Consider the following 25,085-nt stretch of genomic DNA (forward strand, 5'->3'; position numbering starts at 1 on the left):
TCTGTACTATATCTTGGGAGATATTGAGAGAGAGTCTGAATGGCGCGCTATTCACGGCACTTTAACATTTTTCCCTCTTGCTCCCAAGGTTTGACTAGAACATGGTTACTGCTTCTCAACCCAATCCTAATGTTATTGAAGGTCACTATACGCCAGAAGAATATTTAAGTCTAGAAGAAAGGGCAGACTTTAAAAGCGAGTACCATGATGGGGTTATCATTCCTATGACAGGTGCAACAACCAATCATAATCATATTGCGCTGAATTTAAGTATTGCCTTGCGTCTCGGCTTGAAAGGACAGAATTATAATATTTTTATGGGGGATGTTCGGCTCTGGATTCCTAAGACGAAACGCTACACTTATCCAGATGTGATGGTAATTTCAGGGAGTCCTCAGTATTATAAAACCCGTAAAGATACCGTCACTAATCCTCAAGTTTTAGTTGAGGTTTTATCCCAAGGAACATCCGCTTATGATCGGGGGGATAAGTTTAGTTACTATAAAACTATTGCCTCTTTTCAGGAATATCTCCTCATTCACCAATCCCAACCCTATATTGAACAATATTTTAGAACAGGCAATAAACGCTGGATCTATAGTGAATACGATGGGGACGATGAGACGGTAAAAATGCAGTCGTTTTCTTTAGATATTTCTTTGACGGATCTTTACGAAAATGTCGATTTTCAGACGGGCGGCGCGGATGCCCCATGATTTTTTCCTATGATTTTTGTCACAATAGAAGGTGAAGGACTTTTGAGTGTGAACGAATGGGTAACAAATTTGCGTTTAATCTGAAATCATTTTTAAAAGCGTTCCTGCTCTGTAGTTTAGTGCTGGTGCTAGTGTTTAGCTCCGCTGGGGACGCTTTGGCGGCTCGCAGTGGGGGACGGATTGGGGGTGGCTCTTTCCGCGCTCCCACTCGGACTTATAGCGGGGGAGGATACGGGGGATATGGCGGATATCGCTCTCCGGGGGGAGGTTTTGGTTTTCCTTTCCTGTTGCCGTTTTTCGGTTTCGGGGGCTTTGGGAGTCTGTTCACGATTTTGATTGTGATTGCGATCGCCAATTTTCTCGTCAATGCTCTCCGTAACAGTGGGGGAACCGGAGATAGCGGGGAATTAACGGTCAATAGTAAAGTTGCCGTGGCGAAAGTCCAAGTGGGTCTATTAGCGGCCGCCCGCGACTTACAACCCGATTTAGACCGACTAGCCGCCACAGCCGACACAGGCAGCGCTTCCGGTCGCGCCGAGGTGTTACAAGAGGCCACCTTAGCCCTCCTCCGTCACCCAGAATATTGGGTCTATGGGGCTTCAGAAGCCCAGCAAGCCCCCTTAAATCAAGCGGAAGCTAAATTTAACCAATTTGCCCTAGAAGAGCGCAGTAAGTTCACGGCGGAAACCCTCTCCAATGTAGAGAATCAGCTTAAACAGAGTGATGTACTGGCCAAGAGCGATGCCACCGATCTGGCCCAACTCTCCGAGGAAGTGGGGGAATATATTGTCGTGACGTTGGTCGTGGGGGCGCAAGGTCAGTTAGCCTTACCGAAAATCAACAGCACAGAGGAGTTACAGCAAGCCTTACGCACCCTCGGCAGTATTGGCAGCGATCGCCTCCTCGCCATTGAGATCCTCTGGACTCCCCAAGCATCGGGGGATACCCTCACCACAGAGGACATCCTCGCCGCTTATCCCAATCTCAAGCTCGTGTGATTGACAAGTTCCACCCCCCCATCCAAGATGATAGGGGTGGAGCTTCCCCAATCACCATGAAAGAAAAACCCCAACAACTCAGTCAACGCCTCTTTTTCCAAGGTCGTAAATTTAACTTTGAAGTCAATCGTCTCCGTTTACCCAATGGAGTCGAGGGCGACTGGGAATGTATCCGCCACCCCGGAGGAGCATTAGGAGTCCCCGTTACCCCCGAGGGAAAATTAGTCTTAGTGAATCAATACCGTTTTGCTGTCGAGGGACGCTTACTGGAATTTCCGGCCGGGACTGTAGAAGTGAACGAAGACCCGGCCATGACCATTAAACGGGAGATTGAGGAAGAAACAGGCTACCGCGCCCATCGTTGGCGGAAATTGGGGCAATTCCCCCTTGCTCCGGGCTATTCTGATGAATATATCTACGCCTTCCTTGCCCAAGATTTAGAAAAGTTAGAAAAACCCCCCCAACAGGATGAGGATGAAGATATTGAGGTGGTGGTCTTATCCCCCCCAGAGTTAGAAGAAATTATCTTAACCAGCGATCGCGTCGATGCTAAATCAGTCACGAGTTTCTTTCTCGCTCGTCCCTTTCTTTTAGAGTTTAGCTAGGGTCTGCTGAATAATTCGGGGAGTCGGGAGTCGGGAGCAGGGGAGCAGGGGAGTCGGGAGCAGGGGAGCAGGGGAGCAGGGGAGCAGGGGAGCAGGGGAGCAGGGGAGAGGGGGAACAATTATCAATTATCAATTATCAATTATCAATTATCAATTCCCTATTCCCTATTCCCTGTTCCCTATTCCCTTGTTGAGTCTAGCGTTGGGCTTTTTCGGCAGACCCTAACTAGAATACCCTGTTGATTTGATATGATCTGCTGTCTTCACTCCATAAAGGCTTTCATAATCAGCTTCATCTTGATCACTGTAGAATGTAATACCGAATTTGTTAATCGTTTGTAGTATTTTGGTGATTTGTTCCCTCGTTAATTGCCTCTTCCAGCCATTCACTCCGCTAATACCTGAGCTACTGACAACACTAGAAGGTGTTTTAAGATTTGCAAGGGCGCACTCTAGATCAAGATTTAAATTTAAGCGGCTGCTAATCCTTTCAATAGTTCTCTGTGGCCTTAAACAAAGCTCCTCATAAGTGATCATTATCCAGGGTGTTGGAGCATTCTGAAGTAGTACAGGTAACTGATCCAATGCCCACAGTGCGGCGAGATACTCAACATCACTATTTAACTGTTCAAGTGCCGAACGAAAAGACGGATAGATATCAAGATAAGGAGGACTCTCTGGGGCATACTTTGCATTATCCCAGCCATACTTAATTTGCGATGCGATAACAGCGCAAGGATGTCTTATTAAAAAAATAGGTGCAGGAATGGTAAATGAATTGCAAATCCAGGGAAGTAAGCGATTCGCCCGGACAAATTTTACAATTAATTTCTCTGCGTTGTAGGCAATGCCAACAGACATCTCACAACTTGTCCAATCGTTGATCACCCGCCCCTCAAATACTCGACGGAGAAAGGTAGCACCCTCAGGCCAATCAATTTCTGGGTCAACGTAAGTTCTCCAGGAAAAACCTGCTTTTTCTGCTTCCGGTACTCTTCCAATGTGGAGTGGTTCAAACAAAACACAGGATTTCGGAATAGCCGATAGAATTTGCGAGAGCAGAGTACTTCCTGAACGAGGTGACGAAGTGAGAATAATTGCGTCACTTGCCTTAAAACGTCCATTTAGGCACTGCCGAATTATTTGAATCTTGGCTTTATCTCTCAACCTCCGAAAACTTGACTTGAATCTCATTCTATAAGTCTCCAGTTGTATATTCTACAGTCTTGACCGCATCTAAATCCACCTATTGCTTCTTTTGCAACTGACGTTTAAGCCGACCAAGATGCACTCGCAATTTACCGACCGGGCCGTGCTGAATAGCAGGCTTTATCTGTTTTGACCAAAGACTCTTGAGCCTCAATTGAGGACTCGCTGCTCGCTCATAAAGACCTTCATAAACATTTTCTGTTTTGAGATCAGGGCTTAAACACATCACATAGTTACTTAAATGACTATTCCCATGAATGAATTGATCGCACCGAGCTAAAAGATAAGCATCAACAAGGGCTTCCATGCCTAATTTGTTAAATGAAATGCCCCCAGATGCCTTTCGATTTTTTGCATGTGCTTCTCCCAACTCATATTGTTCTGATGCGACTGTCAAGACTCTATCACCGTACCTCTCTCTTACCTTTTTCTGGACTATTCCAGCATCAGTTCCTAAGAAGATACGATCATATTCATCTAGACTTTTATCAATTAGTTCAAAGTATTTTGAAAAGGGGGGACTTCCAACCCCCAGCAAGTAATCTAACCTATCTACACCGCCGTGGCCTACATTATTTTTCCCAGGCCCCCTTAAATGAACACCCAAGACACGAAATGAGCTAAAGTGCTGCTCATACAAAGATTGAATTTTTTCTTTGAGCCAGGGTTGCAGCAAGATATACTCATCAATGATTGCATGACATTCATGCCTGTCAAAAGGCACCCTCAAAATTCCCGCATATTGTGGAGCGGGATTCACTTGCTTGTCCCGTTCATGCTTCGCAAACAACTTTACGATATTGACTTCTTGAGTCAGCCCATATTTATCGTCTACGCTATGCCCAACTCGCTCAAAGAAGACATCCCAGATATCGAATTTTTCTTCTTCATGCCAGACTGAAGGCCAATAAGGCACTGGCAGGTATCCTGAGCGTTTTGCCACCTTACAAGCAACAATATACATATTCAACTTGGCAAAAACACCTGCCCATCCCTTTTGAAAATTGATCGTCGTTTTTTTCATTACTTGAATCCTTTCCCAGCAACTTACTGGCTTTACTACTAATATCAATACGGGCTAAATGTTTTGATTCTAATTCAACCCGATACTTCAAGAATCAGTAATTATTCATAGGAGAGCAAATTCTAGAGGGCGTTTAAATTTTAGACGCACTTGAACGGGTAAGTTAGGGGAATCACTGGTCGGTTTGTTTTTCCGTTCTACTTCCCCATTTTACAGTTACCACTTAATTATGTCAAGCATCTAAAATAGGGTAACAGAGATTGTTTAGTCAAAGTTTAACTAAATTAGCATTTGAGCGCTTGCCTCATTCATCTAACGTCTAGTTTCTTCTAAAAACCGATTAATTTCCAATATTAATATTTCTTTTTCATCTTGTTTAAGCCAACTGCCAAAAAGATAATGATGATTTTTGCTATCTAAAGCACAAGCTTTAACAGGTTGTTCATTAACCGTCATAGTGGTATTACTTAAACTGGCGTGTTGTAATTCCTCAGTTTTCCCTTTAATGTGATGACTCCAACTGCCATATTGCCAAGATAAATGAAAAGTTTCGGGATTAATCTCTAGGTGAAATGAGCCAAACGTTGACCAAAATAAATTACTCCGTATAACAGCTAAGGGAATCAGAATAAAGGGAATCAGAATAAATAGAAAAATAGGAAAGCTCAAAAATAGCAGAACCGCCATAAAAATCAACCAGAAACCAGTTTGTTCCCGAGGAATTAAACTGGGAACATCAATGGTCAGGCGATCTTGAGTTTTAGTGAGTTGAATCCGACTATATTCTAAAACATTTGAACTAAAACCAACGGATGAACTCGATTTGACTAAGTTCACTTTAGAACCTTGACTTTCTGGGCGTAGATTTTTAGCTTTAACGTCCCTTAAAAAGCTTTTTAACTCTTCTGCTAACCATTCTTTTTCTGCTAGGTCTAACCCTTCGGCAATTTTTTGTTTTAACGGTTTGTTGTATAATCGTTTGATACCGAAACTTTTAATATATAAACGCCCCAATCGCTTTGAACAGTTAAGGGATAAAGATGATAGATGGGGAATGGCTGGATCTGATTCCCGTTCAATTTCTAAAAACTCGGTATTGCCTTCAATAACTTCATTAAACAATAATAACTGACGACGAAATTGGAAGCGGTTGCGATTAATCTTGAGTAAAGTATTATCTCCTTTAAGGCTACGAAAACTCACCCATAATGCGCAACTTATACCCCAAGCAGGCAAGATAAAGCAGAGGAATAAGAAAATGAACTCGCCCAATCCCCAAGACTCGCCCAAGATGGCTAATACCAATATAATGGAGGCGGGGATGGTCCAGCCCACATAGAGCAAAAATAATAAACCACTGCCCAAGTTCCAAGGGTTTCCCGGAATATAAAGTTTTAACAGGTCGGGGGTTTTTTGTAGAAAGACTTCATTAATAGATTTAGGGATATTTTGTTCTGTTGTTGTGCGAGTAATGGGTAATTTATCCACTAACGCTTTTTGAGCAGAAACGGCTTCCCTAAAACGATCTTCTAGGGCAGGTTCAATCATTTTATCCAGCCAACGGCCAAAGGAATCGGACACTGTGATGGCGGAACGAAAATCAATTTTCATCCGCTTTTCAGGTAAATCGGCGGGGATTTTACGAGTGAGCAGATACACTAAGGTGGTGCCTAAACCGTATAAATCGGAAGCGTAGGTGGTTTGTCCGCGAAATTGTTCCGGGGCCATATAGCCAAAGGTGCCGACTAGAGTTCCCCCGCGACTGATGGTTTTGCGGTAGACTTCTTGCACTGCACCAAAGTCTACTAAGATGATGCGGCCGTCTTTACTTTGGATGAGGTTTTGGGGTTTAATATCGCGGTGGATGACTGGGGGATTGAGGGTGTGTAGGTAGGTGAGGATTTCGAGGACTTGGAGTGCGATCGCCTTAACTTCATCTTCTGTGGGTTTCCATCCCTGCTCAATCAAGGCTTCTAGGGATGATCCTTCCACTAATTCCTGCACTAAATAAAAGCGACGGTCTTCCGGTGTATCGACTTGGAAGTATTCAATATAATTGGGAATATTGGGGTGGGTGAGGGTGGCTAAGACTCGCGCTTCCCGTTCAAATAGTTCTAAGGTCTTCCATTCTGAGGCTTGACGCAAGGATACCACCTTAATGGCTACCCGTTGGGATGTATTCACATCTACGGCCGCGTAGGTAGTTCCCATTGACCCCTGACCCAAGACGGTGACGATTTGATAGTGATCGCGGATCATTTCGCCTTGGCCATGTAAACCCTGCATCATAATAGTTTATTCTCCTTGGGAGGGGCAAATGTAGTTACTTCTATTTTAAGCAATGACTCGAAAAACTCTAGGACTCGACGAGTCCCTTTATAACTATTTACTAACCGTTTCCCTCCGTGAACCGGATATTTTAAGCCAACTCCGGCAAGAAACCGCCCAGTTGCCCATGGCACAGATGCAAATTGCCCCAGAACAAGGGCAATTCATGGCCTTATTAGTCCAACTGATTGGCGCAAAGAAAACCTTAGAGGTGGGAGTCTTTACTGGATATAGTTCCCTCGTTGTCGCCTTGGCCCTACCCGAAGACGGCCACCTCATCGCCTGTGATGTCAGCGTCGAATATACCACCATGGCTCAACGGTACTGGCAAAAGGCCGGAGTCGCCCATAAAATCGACCTTCAGTTAGCCCCGGCTTTAGACACCTTAGACCAACTCCTCGCCCAAGGAGAAGCCGAAACCTTTGATTTTGCCTTTATTGATGCCGACAAGAGCAACTATGTCAACTATTACGAGTGCTGTCTAAAACTCCTGCGACCGGGGGGCTTAATGGTGGTGGACAATGTGTTATGGTCAGGACGAGTGGCGAATCCCGAAGTCCAAGATAATCGCACTAATGCCATTCGCGCTTTTAATCGTCACGTTCACCAAGATTCTAGAGTAGCGTTGAGTTTAATTCCCCTGGCCGATGGTTTAACCCTTGTGCGCAAATTGTAAGGGACTGGTGCGATCGCGAAAGCCGTATCATATAGATCATGGGGCAGGGTTGCGATCGCGGCATTCAACAGAGCATCCCTGTTCCTTAAAACATTACCTCTTGTTCCTCATTATTCCAGAAACAGCTGCTATATCTGGTGACATCTGGGCTTTTGACTATTGCCAATTTAGTCGAGAAGTGGTACCCAGAATCGGTCAAAGACTCATTACGGACAGATGAAGATCAAACCAGAGCATTCAACCTTAAGGGTATGTGGACTCACCCCAGAACAAGGGAGATGGTTGCTCATTCCGGCCGGAATGACTGTTCTCCTCTGTTTGGGTACTGTTTACTCTTGGAGTGTCTTCCGGAAACCCCTAGAAGATGAACTCAGTATCAGTGCCACGCAAAGTTTATTACCCTATACCATCGCCCTCCTGTTTTACGCCCTACTGATGCCCATTGCTGGGTTTTATATCCCCCGTTTAGGCGCACGAAGGATGATTATGCTGGGCGGTCTGATTGTGGGATTTGGATATATCTGCTCTAGTTTTGCCCACAATATTCTCACCCTCACCTTGACCTATGGCATGATTACGGGAACCGGAGTCGGGATTACCTATGGGGTGCCGATGGCAGTAGTAGCCCGGTGGTTTCCCGATAAAAAGGGATTGGCTGTGGGGCTAACGATTATTGGTTTTGGGTTATCGCCTTTAGTGACGGCACCATTAGCCAAAAATTTAATTGATGCTTATCAGGTCAGACCTACCTTACTGATTTTCGGCATAGTTTTCACGCTGATTATTCTCTTGATGACCATTGTCCTGAAATTCCCTCCAGTGGATTGGCAACCCAAGGAAAAAACATCGGCTAGCACTGTCACGTCTAGGACGGTGACTTATCCCAAGACATTATGGAAAAGTCGCTCTTTTTATGGGTTGTGGGTCTGTTATATGATCGGGACTTTTGTGGGGTTAAGTGCTATCGGGATTTCTAGTCCGGTGGGGGAAGAAATTATCAAAATTGACCCCGGAGTGGCCGCTACCAGTGTGTCGTTATTTGCCCTGTTTAATGGGGTGAGTCGTCCTCTATTTGGCTGGTTAAGCGATCGCTTTAAACCCCGTTATATTGCGATCGCCGCCTATACCTTAATCTTGATCGCCTGTATCCTGATGGTCAATGCACAGGAAGGGCAAGTTATAACCTATCTCGTCGCCTTCTGTTTATTTTGGTTCTGTCTCGGCGGATGGCTCGCCCTCGCCCCCACTACCACCTTACGCCTATTCCGACCGGAAGACTACGCCCAAAATTACGGCATCGTCTTCACCGCTTATGGAATTGGGGCATTATTGGGAACCTTAGTCGCAGGCAGTATCCGGGATTGGTTTGGCAGTTATACCTATGCCTTTTATCCTATGGGAGGAGTAGCCATCTTAGGAATCATCCTAGCCAGTTTTTGGCTCAAGCGCGATCGCCCCATAGAAACCTCCTAAATCAGTGTGGTAGGGGGAATTCACCCCTACCATCGTTTCACCTCTCCTCCTCCCATTCCAACAACGCCATCGGCATTAAACGCTTTAAATTTGTCAAAGAACTTTCCTGCCAAGTCACCTCCTTAGATCCCTTCAAAACCACCCGCATCGTCTTACGATTACGCACCTGAATAATAAACTTAGATAACACTCGAATTCCGGCACTATTCAGCAATTTTAACCCTCTTAAATCCAACGTAATTTGACTCGGTTCTTCCCCCATAATCTCCGTTAACAAATCCTCCAACGGACCATAAGCCTGCATCCCCATATTCCGCATTGTACCCTGACAATTCACCGTCACCGTGGCCGGATCATAACTAATCAGATAACTCTCTCCCTGAATTTGCTTACTATCCATCATCTTTGAGTATTTATACAGATTTTCCCGTCATGCTATAGCGTTTCCAAATCATTGATGAACTCTCAGAGAAGTTTCTCATAATACTTCAAGCTCCTTGTAAACCTTGTATACTGTTCCCTGTTTCCAGATCCGGTGTTCCCTTTGCTTTCCCTTGTGGATTACAAAACTCAAATGGGAACGCTATATTTGTCATATTTGGGGGACTTTAACCCATATTATAGGAGTAATTCATCAATTACCCCACCACAATCTATTGAGGACTGCTATAGATTAGAATCTCCTCCCCTCAACCTCTCTTTCCCCATATTTATACTCCAGTTGAACCATCGTCGTAGCCATCGCCACAAAGGGATCTTGCTGAATTGTCTCCAACTTCCATCCTAACTTAGCCGCGTAGTCATTTTTCATACTAATCAGACCAATTCCGGGAGCAGTATCTCCCTCAACACTACGTTCCAGTTGCTGCATATAAAAATCATCCGGCTCTATGGTCAAAATATCATCAATAAAACCCCGTAATTTTTGATAGTGAGAAGCATCAACACTATTTTGTACATTCAAAACAATAATCAGTCCATTATCCTCCAACGTATGGACTCCAAACTTAATCGGACAATTGGACTTCATATCATTGAATTTCATCGCATTTTCCAGTAGCTCATTGGCAATATAATTAACCGATTCTTTGATCTTTCGCTCAATTCTATGATTCTCCGTTTTGCTGCGATCAAAAGGTAAGAACGTGACCAAATAATCCGCCACAAAATTAGCCGATAAACCGTTATTTTTCCAGCGTCTTTGAATGGGAATCGAACTGGGAGAAAAACCGAGAACTAAAAACTCACAGTAATCCTCGACTAAATTATCAATAAATTCGCCAAAAGTATCAATTTGATTCATAGAATTATACTCGTTTCATCACAATCAAAGTAATATCATCATTTAGTTTTTGTCCTTCTAGATGACTGTGTACATCTTCGATGACAGCTTGTTGAATAGCAGATGCCGTTAAATGATGGTGTTGTTGAATCACCCGGCATAGCTGCTCGAAACCATAAAGTTCCTCCTTCCCATTTTCCGCCTCAACAATTCCATCTGTATATAACACCAGTGTATCCCCAAATTCAAGCCCTACAGTATGAGTATTAAATAAATTATCAATGTCTTGTTCAAAACCAATATAAAACCCTAAGTATAGAGTTTCAATGGGTTCAAGTTCCCCGGTATTTCGTACAATAATCACTCGTTCATGTTGACCACTAATCTTTAGAATACCCTCCTGATAGTCCAGTAAACATAACGTTAAGTGACGATCTAAATTCATTCGTTCCACATTAGCGTAAATGGCTTGGTTGAGAATCTGTAAAATTCGCACTAAGCTAGTTTCGTCTGCTTCGCATAATGTCCGAATGGCCGTCTGTACCATCAACATTAAAATTCCACTTTCTAAACCATGTCCAGTCACATCACCAATGCCAATTCTTACCCCTTTTTCTGTGCAGACAATATCATAATAATCTCCCCCCACTTCATCCGTAGGCTGCATGAATCCCACAATATCCAATCCCGAAATATTCAATTCTTCAACTTTCGGCAAAATCATTTGTTGCAACCGACGAGCCACTTCTAACTCTGTACTCAGTCGCACATTTTCCGCTTTAAGCTGCTCATTTAGCCGAGTAATTTGTTGATTTGCTTCGGTAATTTTAGTCAAATAAAGACTTTCTTGATCTCGTAAGTATTTCTTCTCTAAGCAAGCCCCAATTCTTGCTTTTAAAAGGGTTTGATTAAAGGGTTTAGGTAAGTAATCCTCCGCACCCATTTCAATACATTTTACAACACTGTCTAACTCATCGAGTGCCGAAATCATAATGACTGGAGTATGCCGCCATTCACTTTTAGACCACCATTCTAAGACCTGATAGCCGTTCATTTCTGGCATAATTAAATCTAAAAGGATTAGGTCATAATTTCCCGTTTTAATGCACTGAATGGCTTGTTTTCCATTCGCTACTGTTGTCACATGATAGCCCTGTTCAACAATTTTACGCGCTAATAACTCACAATTATTTTCATTGTCATCTACCACCAAAATATTGGCTGTCTCTTGGGAAATATTAGATTCAGAGACAGAATTAAAAAGGTTAACTGTAACAGCTTGAATGTTTTGGGATGTTGTGAGATTTAAACCCTTTAACCTTAAATCAGGAACAGTTTCAATTAACCCAGATAATGCTTCAACGGCAGTTAAAATCTTTTCAACATCCCCGATTAACTCATCGGGAACAGTTGTGATAATTTCTTGACAAGTTTCTTGAACCTTTAACGCTAAAGGCAATAACTGTAAAGATAACTCTTGATGGATTCTAGTTTGCTCTGTTCCCGGATTCGGGTTAGAGTCTGGATCAGATTCCGGGGTAAGGGGTATTAGACTAGAGGGCAGTATCTGCTTTAATCGTTCTAATAACTGATAGCCTTGTGTTTGTAAATGTTGTATCTTTTCGGACAACAAAATACTATTTATTTCCTCAAAGTCTGCCAACTCTTCACCCAGTAACTCACTATAGCCAATAATGCTATTAATCGGATTACTGAGTTCATGCCTGAGCAGCGAATACCAAGAAGCTTGAGGAGGATCTGTCATTAGATTTACACTATTATCAGGCTTAAAATTTGAGCGTTAAAACTTGATCCTCAAACTTTAAGGCTTAGAATTTCACTTTCCAGAAATAGGCTCAGATTATTAATTAAATTGACAATCCGTTGAGCAGAACTGGCAATTTTTTGCAAGTCTGCCACGAAATCAGGAGGTATCCCTTCAGAAACTTGGGAAGCAATTCTCTGTATGGCATAAACGGAGCTAAACAGGGCAAAGGCTAAGGTAATGCGAGTTTCTAGGATAATCTTAGGATTACATTCGATCTCTGCTCCGTTATAGGGCAGAGTCATCTTCACTTGACAGGACAGTTGTTCTCCATAAGCTTTGATTTGCTCAATTTCAGCCACAATCCAAGTGAGATCCTCCTCTTGTTCGTATTGGAAGTCGTCTAACAATAAACTACTATACCCGATAATGGTATTGATGGCGTTGTTCAGTTCATGTCTAATTAAAGATTGCCAAGATTTGCCAGAGTTGTTCATAAGAAAAAGAGATTCAAAAAGGGGTCAAAGTTACGAAAAATAATCTATCTGGAGAGAAAATGTTAGCGGGAGGAAACCGTTGACAGTAGGGCTTCAATTTTGGTCAATAAGCGGGGGAGTTCGATGGGTTTGGTATCATAGTCATCACAGCCTGCGGCTAGGGAGCGCTCGCGATCGCCAGACATGGCATGGGCTGTCAGGGCAATAATAGGAATCTGGGCGGTTTGGGGATGGGTTTTCAGTTGTCGGGTGGCTTCTAAGCCATCTAATACAGGTAAGCTAATGTCCATCAAGATTAAATCGGGTTGTTCAGCATGACTAATATTAATTCCCTCTTCTCCATCTACAGCAACCACAACGTCGTAGCCTTTGCGTTTCAAGCGACGGGAAAGCATATCCCGATTCATTTCGTTATCTTCGACTAAGAGTAATTTAGGCATGGTATTTTAAAGGATTAACGGTTAAAAGAAAGGATTGTTTAACTTGACCAGCCTTTAAGACTTTTTAGCTGATGGTTTTGGGTTGAGAACATGAGATAATAAATCATGTACTTCTGAGAGCAAAGCTTTCCGGTCATAAGCTCCTTTTTGGAACACTTTTTCCACGTAGCCATTGAGGTGTTGAATATCTTTTTCGCTCAACTCTTTGGCGGTGAGAATAATCACTGGAATGGAGCGCCATTGTTCATTTTTTTGTAATTCATGGATAAATTCAAACCCATCCATTTCTGGCATCATTAAGTCAGAAATGATCAGTCCGGGGGGGTCATTGGCAATGAATTCTAGGGCTTGATGGCCGTTTTCAACCATAACAACCCGACAGCCTTCTTTTTCTAATTGTCGCCGTACCATTTCCCCTGTAGGAATGTTGTCTTCAATCAGCATGACAACGGTAGAATGACGGTCTACTTGGAATTTATGGAGAACTTGGGTTAACTGTTGGCGATTTAAGGGTTTGAGGAGATAATCCGCCGCACCCAATGCGAAACCGAGGTTTTTATCATCTACCATGGAGGCAATGACGACGGGAATATGAGCGACTTCGGAATCAGCTTTGAGGGTGCTTAGGACTGTCCATCCGTCCATCTGAGGCATCATGATATCCAGAATAATGGCATCAGGACGAATCTCTTTAGCTAATTGTAAACCGATCGCTCCGTTGGGGGCTGTGACGACTTGAAAGCCTTCTTTGGTGAGATAGCGCTGCATTAAGTCGGTAACGGATTTATCATCGTCAATGACTAGGATCGTGCCTGTGTTTTGCAGGGGGGATTCGGCGATCGCAATGTGTTCCTCCTCTGGTACAGGCATTGGCTCAAAACTCTCTAGGGGAGAGGCTTGGCGCATTAAGGGAAGTTCAATCGTAAAGGTAGATCCTTGATTGGGGACACTTTCAACGCGAATATCACCCCCCATCATCTGGCAGAATTTGCGCGTAATGGCTAATCCTAAACCTGTTCCCCCATATTTACGAGTCGTAGAAGCATCTGCTTGAGTAAAGGCTTCAAACAGCTTATCAGACTGTTCTGGACTCATGCCAATTCCCGTATCACTGACCTCAAAACGAATCCATTCCTGCCCTAGTTGGTGATAACACTCCACCGTTAGGGTAATAGTTCCATTTTCGGTGAATTTACTGGCATTACTGAGTAAATTAAACAGGTTTTGACGAATTTTGGTTAAATCCCCATACATCACCCCGAGGTTTTCGGGTGTATTCACATTGAGAGTATTTTTATTTTTTTCCACCAAGGGAGAAATGGTGGTCAGAACCTCTTGAATCATGGGCTGGATTTCAAAAATTTCTAAATATAATTCCATCCGTCCCGCTTCAATTTTAGATAAATCTAAAATGTCATTAATCAAGCTCAGTAAATGTTTGCCCGCAAGGTGAATTTTTTGCAAGTCAGGAATAAATTCTTGAATATCTAAATCCTCGGCTTCTTCTTGCAGCATTTCACTATAGCCAATAATGGCATTCATGGGAGTGCGTAACTCATGGCTCATATTGGCTAAAAACTCACTTTTCGCCCGATTCGCAGAATCAGCCGCTTCCTTCGCTTCTTGCAGTTCTAGGGTGCGTTCTTGCACTCGTTTTTCCAGTTCCTCAAAGGATTCTTTAAGCTGACTAGCCATGCGATGAAACGTTTTTTCTAATACCGCCAGTTCGTCGCTCTCCTCTAAATTCATCAGGGGGGTAAGGTCTGAGTTATCTAGGGTTTGACCTTCTGCTTGCAGGCGCTGCGATCGCGCTAAATCCTCCTCCGCCAAACGGTGACACTCCCCGACAATCGGCTGCAAGCGGCGATTGAGGCGACGGACAAACAAAAACACCACCAACGCCAACACAATCCCCGCCCCCAACGCACCCCCCACCGTCACCCCCAACACAGGCAATAACACCACCGACTGCGGCACCGCCGCCAACATCAACCATTCCGTTCCCGGCACCCGTTGATAAGCCCAATAATGTCCCTCCCTCACCATTAAACCTTGATCACGATCCCCGATTTCCGACCAAACCGATTGCAGTTCCGGAATATCTTGATAAGTCGCTAAGACTTTAGCCTTTTCCGGTTTCGGGGGATAAGCCAACAAATTTCCCTGTTGACTGAGAATGACAAAATATCCACTTCCCCATGTTTCGGGAGTTTCCACCCGATTCGTTAAGTCCGTAACACTAATATCTAAACCAATAACCGCCAGTAACTCCTCCTCTTCTGAATAAACCGGAGCCGTTAAATTCGTAATCGTGAGTCCGTACCATTCAAAGGGTTCTAACCAAATCCCCTTCCCCGCTTCAACAGGCAAATTATAATAATCTAACTCGGAATAATTCTCGATCTCAAACACATCAACATAGCGGATCTTACTATTGGGAGCAGGTAAAGGTTCTCCCACTTGATCCGGCAGTTCTTGATCCATAAAAAAATAAGGCCAATATAATTCTTTATCACCAGCTAACTGAAACGGAGCTTGACCAAACCCCACTCCCATCGTTAACGGGGAACGACCTGTAAATGCTTTAAAGGCTAGTTCACGATAGGTTTCCTCATCCTCTAAACCTAAACGGTCAAACATGGTAATCGTCAAGGATAAGCTTTTCATCGCTTGTTCCACCCTAGCCAATTCCGTTTCAATTTCTTGAACTTGACTGCTCAAAGTCCCTTTAATTTGTTCAATATATAATTTTTCAAGGAGTTGATAAAAGACATAAGACATCGTACTCAGTCCGATTAAAGCACCCCCTAAAACATATATAAATAACTTAGAACCGATGGATTTTAGATGAATCGTCATGGTTTTTATCTATCGCTTATCATAGGTCTAGTATAGCCTTTTTGGGTTGCTTCAACTTCTTAATGGATTGAGGCAGAGACAGCCAGATTGACGAAATCATCATCAAGGGTTGCCTGAATTGTGGCCGAGGTTCTATCTCGTTGTGGAATCGGGAGAAAGTCACAGCTTGCTAAGTAGGTTAAGTAACATTTAATTAACTCAGCATTGACCGATGAACAGGTAACTTGGGGGCAATCCTGCAAGCCAGATATAACATTGGTTGTGGCAAAATTTTGATTTCCAAACAAAGCAACATCTAGATACCCTGCTTCATCTTTTTGACCTTGGTTTAACAGAGAAACAAGCGGCTTAAGCGCATTTTTTTCGGAGATGTTTAGTAGTTCATCCTGCCATTTTTTATAAGAGATTGGCGTGACCGAATAACCAAACTCATTAATCACAGAAACTAACTCAACAAACAAAATAGGGTTCGGATTGAAAAGATGGAACGCTTGATTTAAAGAGCTAGGTTTTTGTGCCAAGGTTACAATGGATTGACTCACATAATCCACCGGGGTAATATTAAACAAATATTGAACATCTGGTGCGCTCTCCATCTCAATCATTCCTTTCAACAAACGGCAGAATAAATCATCGGTATTGGAAACACCAGTCTGACTATTTCCTGAAATCATATTCAGCCGATAAATCGAGGCAGGAAGACCTCGTTGTTGCGCTTCCATCACCAGTTTCTCAGCGACCCACTTGGTTTGAGCATAGCCATTTTGTAACCCATCACTATGGAGCAAGGGATCATTTTCTGGAATGATCTCCATTGCACTGTAGATAGGCGATTGGAACACATCTAAGGTCGAAACAAAATGAACTGGAGTGGTTTTCCCTTGACAAGCAAGACGTAAAATTTCTTGTGTCCCTAATACATTTGTTTCTCGTAGGGTTTCATAGGAGTAAACTAAGTTGACCCATGCTCCACAATGATAGATAGTATCAATGTGATTGGCGAGGAATGAAAACTGTTCAGAATTTAACCCTAAATAAGGCTGGCTTAAATCTCCTAAGATGGGGATAATCCGATGGCTCAATTCCGGTTGCCAAAGCTGATAACACTTTAGATTACGTTCCAGTTTATAGAGTCCTTCGGTAACATCTAGAGCGCGGATTAAACAATAGACATTCCCTTGAGTTTGCCGCAGAAGTTCAGCGAGGATAAATGCTCCGATAAATCCTGTTGCACCTGTCAAAAATATATTATTTTGTTGTGCTGTAGGCACGAGATCACCTTGAGGAATAATCTGAGGATCTAAGTTTATATCTTCAAAGGTTTTGGGTGATTTTGATAGAACATTTTTCGAGATCAATGAATTGCTAGATTTTTGGGCAATCAACAAATACTCTAACCCCAAAATCGTTGGATCTTGCAAAAAAGACGCTAAACAAATATCCAAACCAAACTGATTTTTAACCTCATTCAACAGTTGAATAATCAGTAAAGAATGTCCTCCTAATTCACAAAAAGTATCGTTAACTCCTATTTCATCAATCATTAACAGTTCAGACCAAATCTTACAAAGTTCTTCTTGTAGGGTGGTTTGTGGGAGAATGAAGGGTTTTCCTAAATCAGGACGACTATTTTTCGGTTCAGGGAGGGAACGACGGTCAATTTTGCCATTGGGTGTTAAAGGCAGATCCTCCATAAAAATAAAGATAGAGGGGATCATGTAGTCGGGTAATTTTGTTTGTAAAAATGCCCGCAGTTGTGGGATGAGTGCTTCTGGAGTTATATCTAATGGGATGGGTTGATTGGTATAATGCTCTAAGGGAGCAAACAGAACATCAAGCACGGGCAAAGTTTGCTGAGGCTCTTGGCACAAAATGACATCATAGTATCCCAGTTTTGTGTCAGACCAAATGAGATAGGGTTTGTAATTTAAAAGGTGGGAGATGCTATGCCAGTTTTCTGGATGAATTGCTATCGCTGAGGAGGCAGAAGCAAGGCTATTTCTTAGGTCACCGACTGTTAAAGAGGGTTCAGAATTTTGTAGGAGATACAGTGCTTGTAAATCACTTAGTATTCTGAAATTGGGAATCTGAGAAATTTTGATAATGGGTGGGTGTTGCTTGGTAATATATTGAAAAACTTGGGAAATCGATACCTGATCCGGCTGCAAAACTAATTCTTCATACTGGGTTACTGGGGGAGAGGGGGGAGTCTGAATGCTTAAGGTGACATCATAGCGAAAATGAATGAGTTCATTGGGAGAACGTCCTCGTTTTAGGGTTGTATTAACCCGGGTAATCTCTGAAAAGTGTTCTGGGAGTGCGTGAAAGAAATGGGGATGAACTAACAGTTCTCGTTCCTGTTTAATATGTTCTTGAATGCGTTTTTGCAGGATATCAATAGTTACAGTGTCGGGGGTTTGTGCGAGTTGAACGGAGGTGTGAAAGGTTTCGAGTAAAGCGAGGTGACGAACATCACCAATGAAAATCCGTCCCCCAGGTTTAATTAGGGGAATGGCTTTTTTTATGACCTGAATTAAATACTCTACATTGGGGAAGTATTGAATCACTGAATTGAGGATAAGGGTATCAAAAGAAGCGGGGGTAAAATCATCTAATTCATGGGCCATTTTTTTGTAGACTTCTACTCCAGACCATTGCTCAGGATTGAGTTGACACTGGGTTTGAATATGCTCAATGGCTTGTTCAGAAATATCTAGCCCGGTATAGTGTTGAGAATGGGGAGCAATCCGGAAGAGTAATAGACCTTTGCCGCAACCAATTTCTAGAACTTGTTGGGGTTGGAAGGCTAGGATTTGTTCGACGGTGTAGTTAACCCATTCTTCAACTTCTGCTTGTGGCATGGGTTGATGGGTATAACTATCATTCCAACCACTGCTATCAAATAAGGGGTTTTCGGTTTGGGTGTTGTAGGTGTTGCTCCACAGGTTTTCCCACTGTTGAATTTGTTGGGTTTCAGGGTGGGTGGTGGGGGGATGAGGGACAACGTAGGCGATGAGACGTTTGGCTCCGGAGGGGTCTTCTTTGGGGACTACGGCGACATTTTCAACGGCTGGATGTTGACTGATGGCGGATTCAATGCTGCCGAGTTCGATGCGGTGGCCGCGGATTTTTACTTGATGGTCAATGCGACCGATAAAGTCTAGGCTACCATCGGGGAGGAAACGAGCGAGATCCCCGGTTTTGTAGAGTTTTTCGTGAGGGTTTAAGGGGTCTGGGATAAAGCGTTCTGCGTTGAGTTCAGGACGGTTGAGATACCCTCTGGCTACTCCGTCTCCTCCGATGTAGAGTTCTCCGGGGGTGCCGATGGGAACGGGTTGTAAGGGGTCGCTTTGGCGGTTGGCAGGTTCGCTAAAGATGTAGAGTTGGGTGTTGGCGAGGGGATAACCGATGGGGAGGGAGGTGTGATGGGGGAGGATTTGCTGGGTGGTTGACCAGACGGTGGTTTCTGTGGGGCCGTACATTTGCCAGAGGGATTGACCTTTGGTGAGGAGTTGGTCGGCGAGCGATCGCGTCATAGTCTCTCCTCCGCACAACATTTTTAAGTTGGGTTGACCGGACCAGCCGGAATGTAGCAACATATGCCATGTGGAGGGGGTGGCCTGCATGACGGTGACACCAGATTCTCGTAGGACTTGCTGGAGTGAGTAGGGGTCAATGGCGACCTCCCGACCAACTAAGGCAATTTGAGCGCCGCAGATTAGGGGAAGATAGAGTTCTGGGACGGACATATCAAAGGAGATGGTGGTCAGTCCTAAAAACACATCGTCTGAGGTCAGGCCGGGTTTATCCTGCATGGCACAGAGGAGATTGACGACTCCCCGATGTTCAATCTGTACGCCTTTGGGTTGTCCGGTGGAGCCGGAGGTGTAGATAATATAGGCAAGGTTGCGGGGGGTGACGGCGCTGGGGGGAGCTTCTGAGGGTGCGGTGGCGATTTGTGACCAGTCTTGATCCAGACAGAGGGGGTGGACGGTGGGATGGGTGAATTTTGTGCTTAAGGTTTGTTGGGTGACGATGATGGAGAGTTGAGCGTCTTTGACCATAAAGTTGAGATGCTCTTGAGGATAGGAGGGGTCTAGGGGAACGTAAGCGGCTCCCGCTTTGAGGATACCTAGGAGTCCGATAAACATTTCTAGGGACCGTTCGATGCAGATTCCCACTCGGCTTTCTGTACTAATTCCTAGATGTTGGAGGGTATGAGCGAGTTGGTTGGCACGCTGATCTAATTCTTGATAGGTGAGGGATTGTTTTTTAAAAACGATAGCTACTTTTTGGGGGGTTTTTTTTACCTGTTGCTCAATGAGGTGATGAATACAGTAGTTTTGGGGATATTCGGTTTTAGTTTGATTCCATTCTCCGGTGACTTTTTCCCAGTCTTGAGGAGGAATTAAGGATAGTTCAAGAGGACGGTGGGTTGGGGAGGTCATAGAGTTTTTCATGAAAAAATGGGGGGTGAAGCCAATGATTATTAAGGACTGTACTCTGTAAATGCACGGGTTAGAATTGCTTTTTAGCTTGTATCTCGTCATTAAATTCCGAGATGGGAGAACGAGCCGGATAAGGTTTATTTATCAATTATTGTTTTTAATCTTAGGCCTTGATTGTGAAAAAAGCGTGACAAACATTGATGAATATTGATGTACTTTCTATAAAGTGGCATCCTCTTTGAGTAAAGCTTGGGTAAAGTTTTAATTCAAGGGATAAGTCTTTGGGGGAATTTACGGAAAAACGGTCATAAGATTTTCACAAAATGTTTGTAGTTTAGAAAAATGTTACGAGTGTAGATTCTCTAAAAATCAAGAGATGATCTAAGGATTTCTATTGCTTTTTGGACGGGAAGGTGGCACAAGTAACGGTTGACGGCATCACCCTTTTGACTGGCTTGCTATGATATGTAACCCACTCTATCCTCAATGGAATTCTGAACGGATCGATACTCAGATGATGGGTTTTGAACCGACGACTATAGATTCTGTGCCTCTTTTGCGATCGCTATCTTCATGGCAATCTAGGTCTAGTGGCGATCGCCTATTATTGTATTCAGTCGCTCAACATACCTCAGAGCCTGAATCGGATAGGATCTCTGTTAGGATGGAACAACAACTGGTGAAACAAACGGTGGTAACATGGCAGGAAGATTGGGCAAGTTTTTGGAGTGACCCAGCGACTACGTTGCACTCGTTTCAAGAAATCTTCAACAGTATGGAAGATGGGGTTATTCTGTTTAACCCTGCACAAAATGCCCTATTAGTCAACCAAGCAGCGACGGCTTTATTGGGGCCAGACCTTGAGTGTTTATCTGACCCGTCTTCTTGGGGTGCTACGATTTTAACCGAGGTGGATTGTGACCCCATCACCTATGGCATGAATTTCCTCTTAGTGCGTTTTTTCCGGGGTCAGGAGTTTGAGGGGGAGGAGATTGAGGTTGAATCGGGTATTCAGGGAAAAAGGGTCTGGTTACGGTTGAATAGTCGGATTTTCCGTGATGCGGCAGGTCATCTACAAGGGGGTGTGATGATTTGTCGGGATATTAGCCACTATAAGGAGGTGGAAGAGCGGTTAATTCATGATGCTTACCATGATAAGCTGACGGGTCTGGGGAATCGTCAGTTGTTATTGGAGCATTTAAACCGTGCGATCGCCTACCATAAACAAGACCAAGAATATCATTTTGCGGTGTTGTGCTTAGATATAGACCGCTTCAAGGTGATTAATGATAGTTTAGGTCATGTTGTAGGCGATCGCCTCCTCAGAGCCATGACAAGACGCTTAGAAGCTTGTTTACGGGAGGATGATGTCATTGTGCGTTTAGGGGGAGATGAATTTGCCATCCTGTTGGAAAATATCCAAGAAGTCACCTGTGCAATGCAGGTAGCACAACGCATTCATCAAACCTTAACCCATCCTTTCTGCTTGGAAGAGCAAGAAATTTTTACCGATGTTAGTATTGGCATTGCGGTGAACAATACCCATTATAGTTATGCGGAAGAAATGGTGCGGGATGCCGATATTGCCTTAGTTCATGCTAAAAAATTAGGACTTTCCACCTATCAGGTTTTTGAACCGAAAATGCACAGCCATACGGTGGAACTGTTACAGATTGAAAATGACTTACGCCGAGCGGTAGAAAATAAAGACCTGCGGGTTTATTACCAACCTATTATTAATCTCAGTAATCGAGAAATTACTGGTTTTGAAACCCTCGTGCGATGGCAACATCAAACTCGGGGGTTTATCAATCCTGATGATTTTATCCCCTTGGCGGAGGAAACGGGCTTAATTATTCCTTTAGGACGTTTTGTTCTGCAAAATGCTTGTGAAAAAATGCAGCAATGGCGTTCTGCTTATACTGAAGCGAAGGACTGGGTAATTCATGTTAATGTTTCCGGGAAACAACTGTGCCAGTCTAATTTTGTTGCAGAATTACAAGCTATTTTAAAGCAGACGGAAATGTTGCCGCAAAATCTGAAATTAGAAGTAACAGAAAGTGTTTTTTTAAATCAAGTCCCAAGGGTGATGGAAATTCTCCATGAATTGCAGTTTCTTGGGATTCAGTTAGCCTTAGATGATTTCGGCACGGGTTATTCTTCCCTGAGTTATTTACATAAATTACCTTTTAAGACCTTAAAAATTGACCGTTCTTTTATCCAAGATTTAGAGATTAATAATGACAAGCTTGGAATCCTGCGCGCTATTGTTTCCCTAGCTACACATTTGGGAATGGATGTAGTAGCAGAGGGGATTGAAACTCCGCACCAAATGGCTCAACTTAAAGCTCTGAAGTGTGAATATGGTCAAGGGTATTTATTCTCTAAACCTTTGGACAGTGAACTGATGGAGGCTTGGTTTCAAGCGGAGTGCTTAAGTCAAGAAGAGCAGAAAGCTTGTAATCTTCGGACTGAAGTAGCTGAACAGGTTGCTCAGGAAGAATTAATGTTTAAAATTGAAACTTTAGCCCAAGAACTAGAAAAAATTAAACGAGAAAAAGAGGATTTAGAAATTTTATTGGAAACGACTGCTCAACACGCAGATCTATTTGAGTTAGAACTAAATCGAGAAATTTTACTCCATGAAAAAAGCAAAAAATCCTTACAAGAAAAAAATGAGTTATTAAAAGAACTTTGCCTTTTAGATCCCTTAACCCAAGTGGCAAACCGTCGGCATTTTGAACAATATATTCAAGATGTTTGGGCGCAACTACTGGCGGAACAGAATCCGATTTCTTTCATTTTATTAGATGTTGATTATTTTAAACGCTTTAATGATTACTATGGGCATCAAGTGGGTGATGATTGTTTATTGAAAGTAGCCCAAGCGATTAGTCAACCGATGCGCAATACAACGGATTTAGTGTCCCGTTATGGGGGGGAAGAATTTGCGATTATCCTACCCCATTGTGGCCCGGAGGGAGCGCTCCGGGTGGCTGAAAGGATTCGTCAGGAGTTAAAACAACTCAATATTCCCCACACGGAATCATTGGTGAGCGATCGCCTTACCGTAAGTCTAGGCATTGTTAGCACTACTCCCTCGCCGGATTCTAGCATTCAAAAGCTCATTGAGTCCGCCGATCAAGCCCTCTACTCGGCTAAACTCCAAGGACGCGATCGCTACATTCTCTTTTCCCAGTGATTAACCTCGGTTTCTGATGCCGAATTCCCCCCTACAATAGAGGAATGATAGTTGCATCTATCCCATTGCATTACTAGATTGCTGAGGAGTGATAGTGAACCGAAATCTAAACCGATCTGCCTATGCCTTACTGGGCTTAACTCCTTTTCTCTGGACTCTCGGAGAATTACCCAGTTGGGGAACCACTCAACCCGAAACCCCCCTATCCTTACCGGATTTTCCCAGCTTACCATCAGAGAATCCCCTACCTACGGCTTCCGTCACCCTCCCCACCCCCGTAGCCCAGTGGATTAAAACTGATGTAGATATTCCTCCTTCCGCCCTCGAAGTAGAGTCTCGCGATGCCCTCCCCCCCTCAGTGGCACAACTCCCCGAAACGTTGCCCCCGGAAAACTTGCCCCCAAATCTCTTAGAGAAAAAAGCGGAAACCGGACTAGAATTAGACTCCCCCACACTGGATGAAACCCTCCCCACAGCGCCCGAGGTTGCCGAGAAAATCCAGAAAACCATCAGCCTCTCTCACCCCCTTGAGGAGTCCTTAGACGAGTTGGAAACTGAAGCCACCGTAGAAGAGGTGCAGACCGATTTTGAACCCCTAGATGAGCTAGAAACGGTCACTGAGCTAACCGATTCTAATGGGGTGCATACCTCCGCCGCCCTCTTGCAACCGACCACCCCGGAACAGGTGAGAACACCCTCCCCGGCGGACTCATCTCCTGAATCTCAAGAAATCGCCCAACGGATGATTCTCCCGGGTCGGGGTGTCAATACGACTTGGAACTATGTCGCTGGGGGGGTTAACGTTGGACTGGGAGGAGGCACAGACTTAGGGACTTCTTCCTTTGCGGTTTACAGTAAAATTGCTTTACCCGGTACTCTTTCTGTCCGTCCGGGGGTGTTATTAGGGGATAGTGCCACGTTGTTACTCCCTGTCACCTATGATCTGCGCATTCCTTCCCCGGATCCCTTTCTCCCTTCCACCATTTTTCCCTATTTCGGCGGTGGGTTAGCCTATACCACTCGCAACGCGGAGGGGAATAGTATTGGACCGTTGCTCTCTGGGGGGGTTGATGTCCGACTGACGGATAAGCTAGTGGTCAATGGGGGGATCAATGTGGGGTATTTGGAAAAACAAGTTCAAGTGGGTTTAATCCTAGGAATTGGTTATATTTTCCTAGATTAAGTCGGGTCAAGAACCCCCACCTGTTTCAAGGTGGGGTTGACAACTATTGCTTAAACCGTTGATGTAGCAAGATTCCGATGAAAATGGAGAATAGGGAACTCGAATCCCTGACCTCTGCGGTGCGATCGCAGCGCTCTACCAACTGAGCTAATTCCCCTTACAAATCCCTATTATAGCACCAGCTAGGGGGTTGGGTTAACTTGACCGAAAATAATGGGATACAAGCCCCGTCCTTCAGGACGGCTTTTTATTACCCATTTTTCAATTCCATGTTATTATAATATTTGATATCCATTAACTCAGTATCATCCGTGTTTGTCTACGAGTTTAAGGTCTACCCTAAACCACAACAAATAACCGCCATTAATGAAGCAATTAGG

Annotated in this window: 17 protein-coding genes and 1 tRNA gene; 7 read left to right on the top strand and 11 right to left on the bottom strand. The window is 43.8% G+C overall.

Annotated elements, in window-relative coordinates:
* Positions 1–101 precede the first annotated feature (101 nt).
* The 3 genes from K4A83_RS08525 to K4A83_RS08535 are packed head-to-tail and all read left to right on the top strand — an operon-like array spanning position 102 to position 2,319.
* On the top strand, positions 102–716 hold the full coding sequence (locus tag K4A83_RS08525; RefSeq protein WP_265264065.1) for a Uma2 family endonuclease: 615 nt from the start codon (positions 102–104) through the stop codon (positions 714–716).
* A 56-nt stretch (positions 717–772) separates the two neighbouring features.
* Complete coding sequence (locus tag K4A83_RS08530) at positions 773–1,714, top strand: DUF1517 domain-containing protein (protein WP_265264066.1); 942 nt, start codon at positions 773–775, stop codon at positions 1,712–1,714.
* A gap of 56 nt (positions 1,715–1,770) precedes the next feature.
* Positions 1,771–2,319: an NUDIX hydrolase gene (locus K4A83_RS08535; protein ID WP_265264067.1), complete on the top strand. Its 549-nt coding sequence runs from the start codon at positions 1,771–1,773 to the stop codon at positions 2,317–2,319.
* Positions 2,320–2,541: 222 nt separating this feature from the next.
* On the opposite strand, the gene K4A83_RS08540 is transcribed toward K4A83_RS08535, so the two are convergent.
* From K4A83_RS08540 to K4A83_RS08550, 3 genes are all read right to left on the bottom strand, one after another.
* The gene (locus K4A83_RS08540; protein WP_265264068.1) at positions 2,542–3,513 is read right to left on the bottom strand and encodes a sulfotransferase; all 972 of its coding nucleotides are present in this window, start codon (positions 3,511–3,513) and stop codon (positions 2,542–2,544) included.
* Between the two features lie 52 nt (positions 3,514–3,565).
* Positions 3,566–4,552, bottom strand: coding sequence for a nodulation protein NodZ (locus K4A83_RS08545; protein ID WP_265264069.1), 987 nt, complete (start codon positions 4,550–4,552; stop codon positions 3,566–3,568).
* 312 nt (positions 4,553–4,864) lie between these two features.
* On the bottom strand, positions 4,865–6,841 hold the full coding sequence (locus K4A83_RS08550; protein ID WP_265264070.1) for a serine/threonine protein kinase: 1,977 nt from the start codon (positions 6,839–6,841) through the stop codon (positions 4,865–4,867).
* Positions 6,842–6,893: 52 nt separating this feature from the next.
* Here K4A83_RS08550 and K4A83_RS08555 point away from each other — a divergent pair, with 52 nt between their 5' ends.
* Positions 6,894–7,556 carry a class I SAM-dependent methyltransferase gene (locus K4A83_RS08555; RefSeq protein WP_265264071.1) on the top strand — a complete coding sequence of 221 codons (663 nt, stop codon included), beginning with the start codon at positions 6,894–6,896 and terminating at the stop codon, positions 7,554–7,556.
* 216 nt (positions 7,557–7,772) lie between these two features.
* The gene (locus K4A83_RS08560; protein ID WP_265264072.1) at positions 7,773–9,029 is read left to right on the top strand and encodes an L-lactate MFS transporter; all 1,257 of its coding nucleotides are present in this window, start codon (positions 7,773–7,775) and stop codon (positions 9,027–9,029) included.
* A 37-nt stretch (positions 9,030–9,066) separates the two neighbouring features.
* Here the strand turns inward: K4A83_RS08560 and K4A83_RS08565 are convergent, their stop codons facing one another.
* The 7 genes from K4A83_RS08565 to K4A83_RS08595 form a co-directional block, all read right to left on the bottom strand.
* Positions 9,067–9,432, bottom strand: a complete 366-nt coding sequence (locus tag K4A83_RS08565; protein WP_265264073.1) for a slr1659 superfamily regulator — start codon at positions 9,430–9,432, stop codon at positions 9,067–9,069.
* Positions 9,433–9,702: 270 nt separating this feature from the next.
* Positions 9,703–10,332, bottom strand: a complete 630-nt coding sequence (locus tag K4A83_RS08570) for a DUF6272 family protein (protein ID WP_265264074.1) — start codon at positions 10,330–10,332, stop codon at positions 9,703–9,705.
* Positions 10,333–10,336: 4 nt separating this feature from the next.
* Positions 10,337–12,076 (bottom strand): SpoIIE family protein phosphatase, encoded by a 1,740-nt coding sequence (locus tag K4A83_RS08575; RefSeq protein WP_265264075.1) that lies wholly within the window; start codon positions 12,074–12,076, stop codon positions 10,337–10,339.
* A 50-nt stretch (positions 12,077–12,126) separates the two neighbouring features.
* Positions 12,127–12,573: a hypothetical protein gene (locus tag K4A83_RS08580; protein ID WP_265264076.1), complete on the bottom strand. Its 447-nt coding sequence runs from the start codon at positions 12,571–12,573 to the stop codon at positions 12,127–12,129.
* A gap of 62 nt (positions 12,574–12,635) precedes the next feature.
* On the bottom strand, positions 12,636–13,013 hold the full coding sequence (locus K4A83_RS08585; RefSeq protein ID WP_265264077.1) for a response regulator: 378 nt from the start codon (positions 13,011–13,013) through the stop codon (positions 12,636–12,638).
* Positions 13,014–13,067: 54 nt separating this feature from the next.
* Positions 13,068–15,872: a response regulator gene (locus K4A83_RS08590; RefSeq protein WP_265264078.1), complete on the bottom strand. Its 2,805-nt coding sequence runs from the start codon at positions 15,870–15,872 to the stop codon at positions 13,068–13,070.
* Positions 15,873–15,931: 59 nt separating this feature from the next.
* Positions 15,932–20,320, bottom strand: coding sequence for an amino acid adenylation domain-containing protein (locus K4A83_RS08595; protein WP_265264079.1), 4,389 nt, complete (start codon positions 20,318–20,320; stop codon positions 15,932–15,934).
* A gap of 460 nt (positions 20,321–20,780) precedes the next feature.
* Here K4A83_RS08595 and K4A83_RS08600 point away from each other — a divergent pair, with 460 nt between their 5' ends.
* Together K4A83_RS08600 and K4A83_RS08605 are read left to right on the top strand one after the other, a co-directional pair.
* The gene (locus K4A83_RS08600) at positions 20,781–23,522 is read left to right on the top strand and encodes a diguanylate cyclase domain-containing protein (protein WP_265264080.1); all 2,742 of its coding nucleotides are present in this window, start codon (positions 20,781–20,783) and stop codon (positions 23,520–23,522) included.
* A 94-nt stretch (positions 23,523–23,616) separates the two neighbouring features.
* The gene (locus K4A83_RS08605) at positions 23,617–24,705 is read left to right on the top strand and encodes a porin family protein (RefSeq protein ID WP_265264081.1); all 1,089 of its coding nucleotides are present in this window, start codon (positions 23,617–23,619) and stop codon (positions 24,703–24,705) included.
* 84 nt (positions 24,706–24,789) lie between these two features.
* Here K4A83_RS08605 and K4A83_RS08610 read toward each other — a convergent pair.
* Positions 24,790–24,862 (bottom strand) — tRNA-Ala (locus K4A83_RS08610).
* Positions 24,863–25,085: the final 223 nt, after the last annotated feature.

The sequence above is a fragment of the Spirulina subsalsa FACHB-351 genome (genome assembly GCF_026130165.1).
Taxonomy (GTDB): Bacteria; Cyanobacteriota; Cyanobacteriia; order Cyanobacteriales; family Spirulinaceae; genus Spirulina_A; species Spirulina_A subsalsa_A.

Coding starts and splice junctions, on each gene's coding strand:
- K4A83_RS08600 (WP_265264080.1), top strand. CDS start 20,781: ATGATATGTAACCCACTCTATCCTCAATGGAATTCTGAACGGATCGAT.
- K4A83_RS08585 (WP_265264077.1), bottom strand. CDS start 13,013: ATGCCTAAATTACTCTTAGTCGAAGATAACGAAATGAATCGGGATATG.
- K4A83_RS08565 (WP_265264073.1), bottom strand. CDS start 9,432: ATGATGGATAGTAAGCAAATTCAGGGAGAGAGTTATCTGATTAGTTAT.
- K4A83_RS08550 (WP_265264070.1), bottom strand. CDS start 6,841: ATGATGCAGGGTTTACATGGCCAAGGCGAAATGATCCGCGATCACTAT.
- K4A83_RS08580 (WP_265264076.1), bottom strand. CDS start 12,573: ATGAACAACTCTGGCAAATCTTGGCAATCTTTAATTAGACATGAACTG.
- K4A83_RS08590 (WP_265264078.1), bottom strand. CDS start 15,872: ATGACGATTCATCTAAAATCCATCGGTTCTAAGTTATTTATATATGTT.
- K4A83_RS08560 (WP_265264072.1), top strand. CDS start 7,773: ATGAAGATCAAACCAGAGCATTCAACCTTAAGGGTATGTGGACTCACC.
- K4A83_RS08555 (WP_265264071.1), top strand. CDS start 6,894: ATGACTCGAAAAACTCTAGGACTCGACGAGTCCCTTTATAACTATTTA.
- K4A83_RS08535 (WP_265264067.1), top strand. CDS start 1,771: ATGAAAGAAAAACCCCAACAACTCAGTCAACGCCTCTTTTTCCAAGGT.
- K4A83_RS08575 (WP_265264075.1), bottom strand. CDS start 12,076: ATGACAGATCCTCCTCAAGCTTCTTGGTATTCGCTGCTCAGGCATGAA.
- K4A83_RS08545 (WP_265264069.1), bottom strand. CDS start 4,552: ATGAAAAAAACGACGATCAATTTTCAAAAGGGATGGGCAGGTGTTTTT.
- K4A83_RS08540 (WP_265264068.1), bottom strand. CDS start 3,513: ATGAGATTCAAGTCAAGTTTTCGGAGGTTGAGAGATAAAGCCAAGATT.
- K4A83_RS08530 (WP_265264066.1), top strand. CDS start 773: ATGGGTAACAAATTTGCGTTTAATCTGAAATCATTTTTAAAAGCGTTC.
- K4A83_RS08570 (WP_265264074.1), bottom strand. CDS start 10,332: ATGAATCAAATTGATACTTTTGGCGAATTTATTGATAATTTAGTCGAG.
- K4A83_RS08525 (WP_265264065.1), top strand. CDS start 102: ATGGTTACTGCTTCTCAACCCAATCCTAATGTTATTGAAGGTCACTAT.
- K4A83_RS08595 (WP_265264079.1), bottom strand. CDS start 20,320: ATGACCTCCCCAACCCACCGTCCTCTTGAACTATCCTTAATTCCTCCT.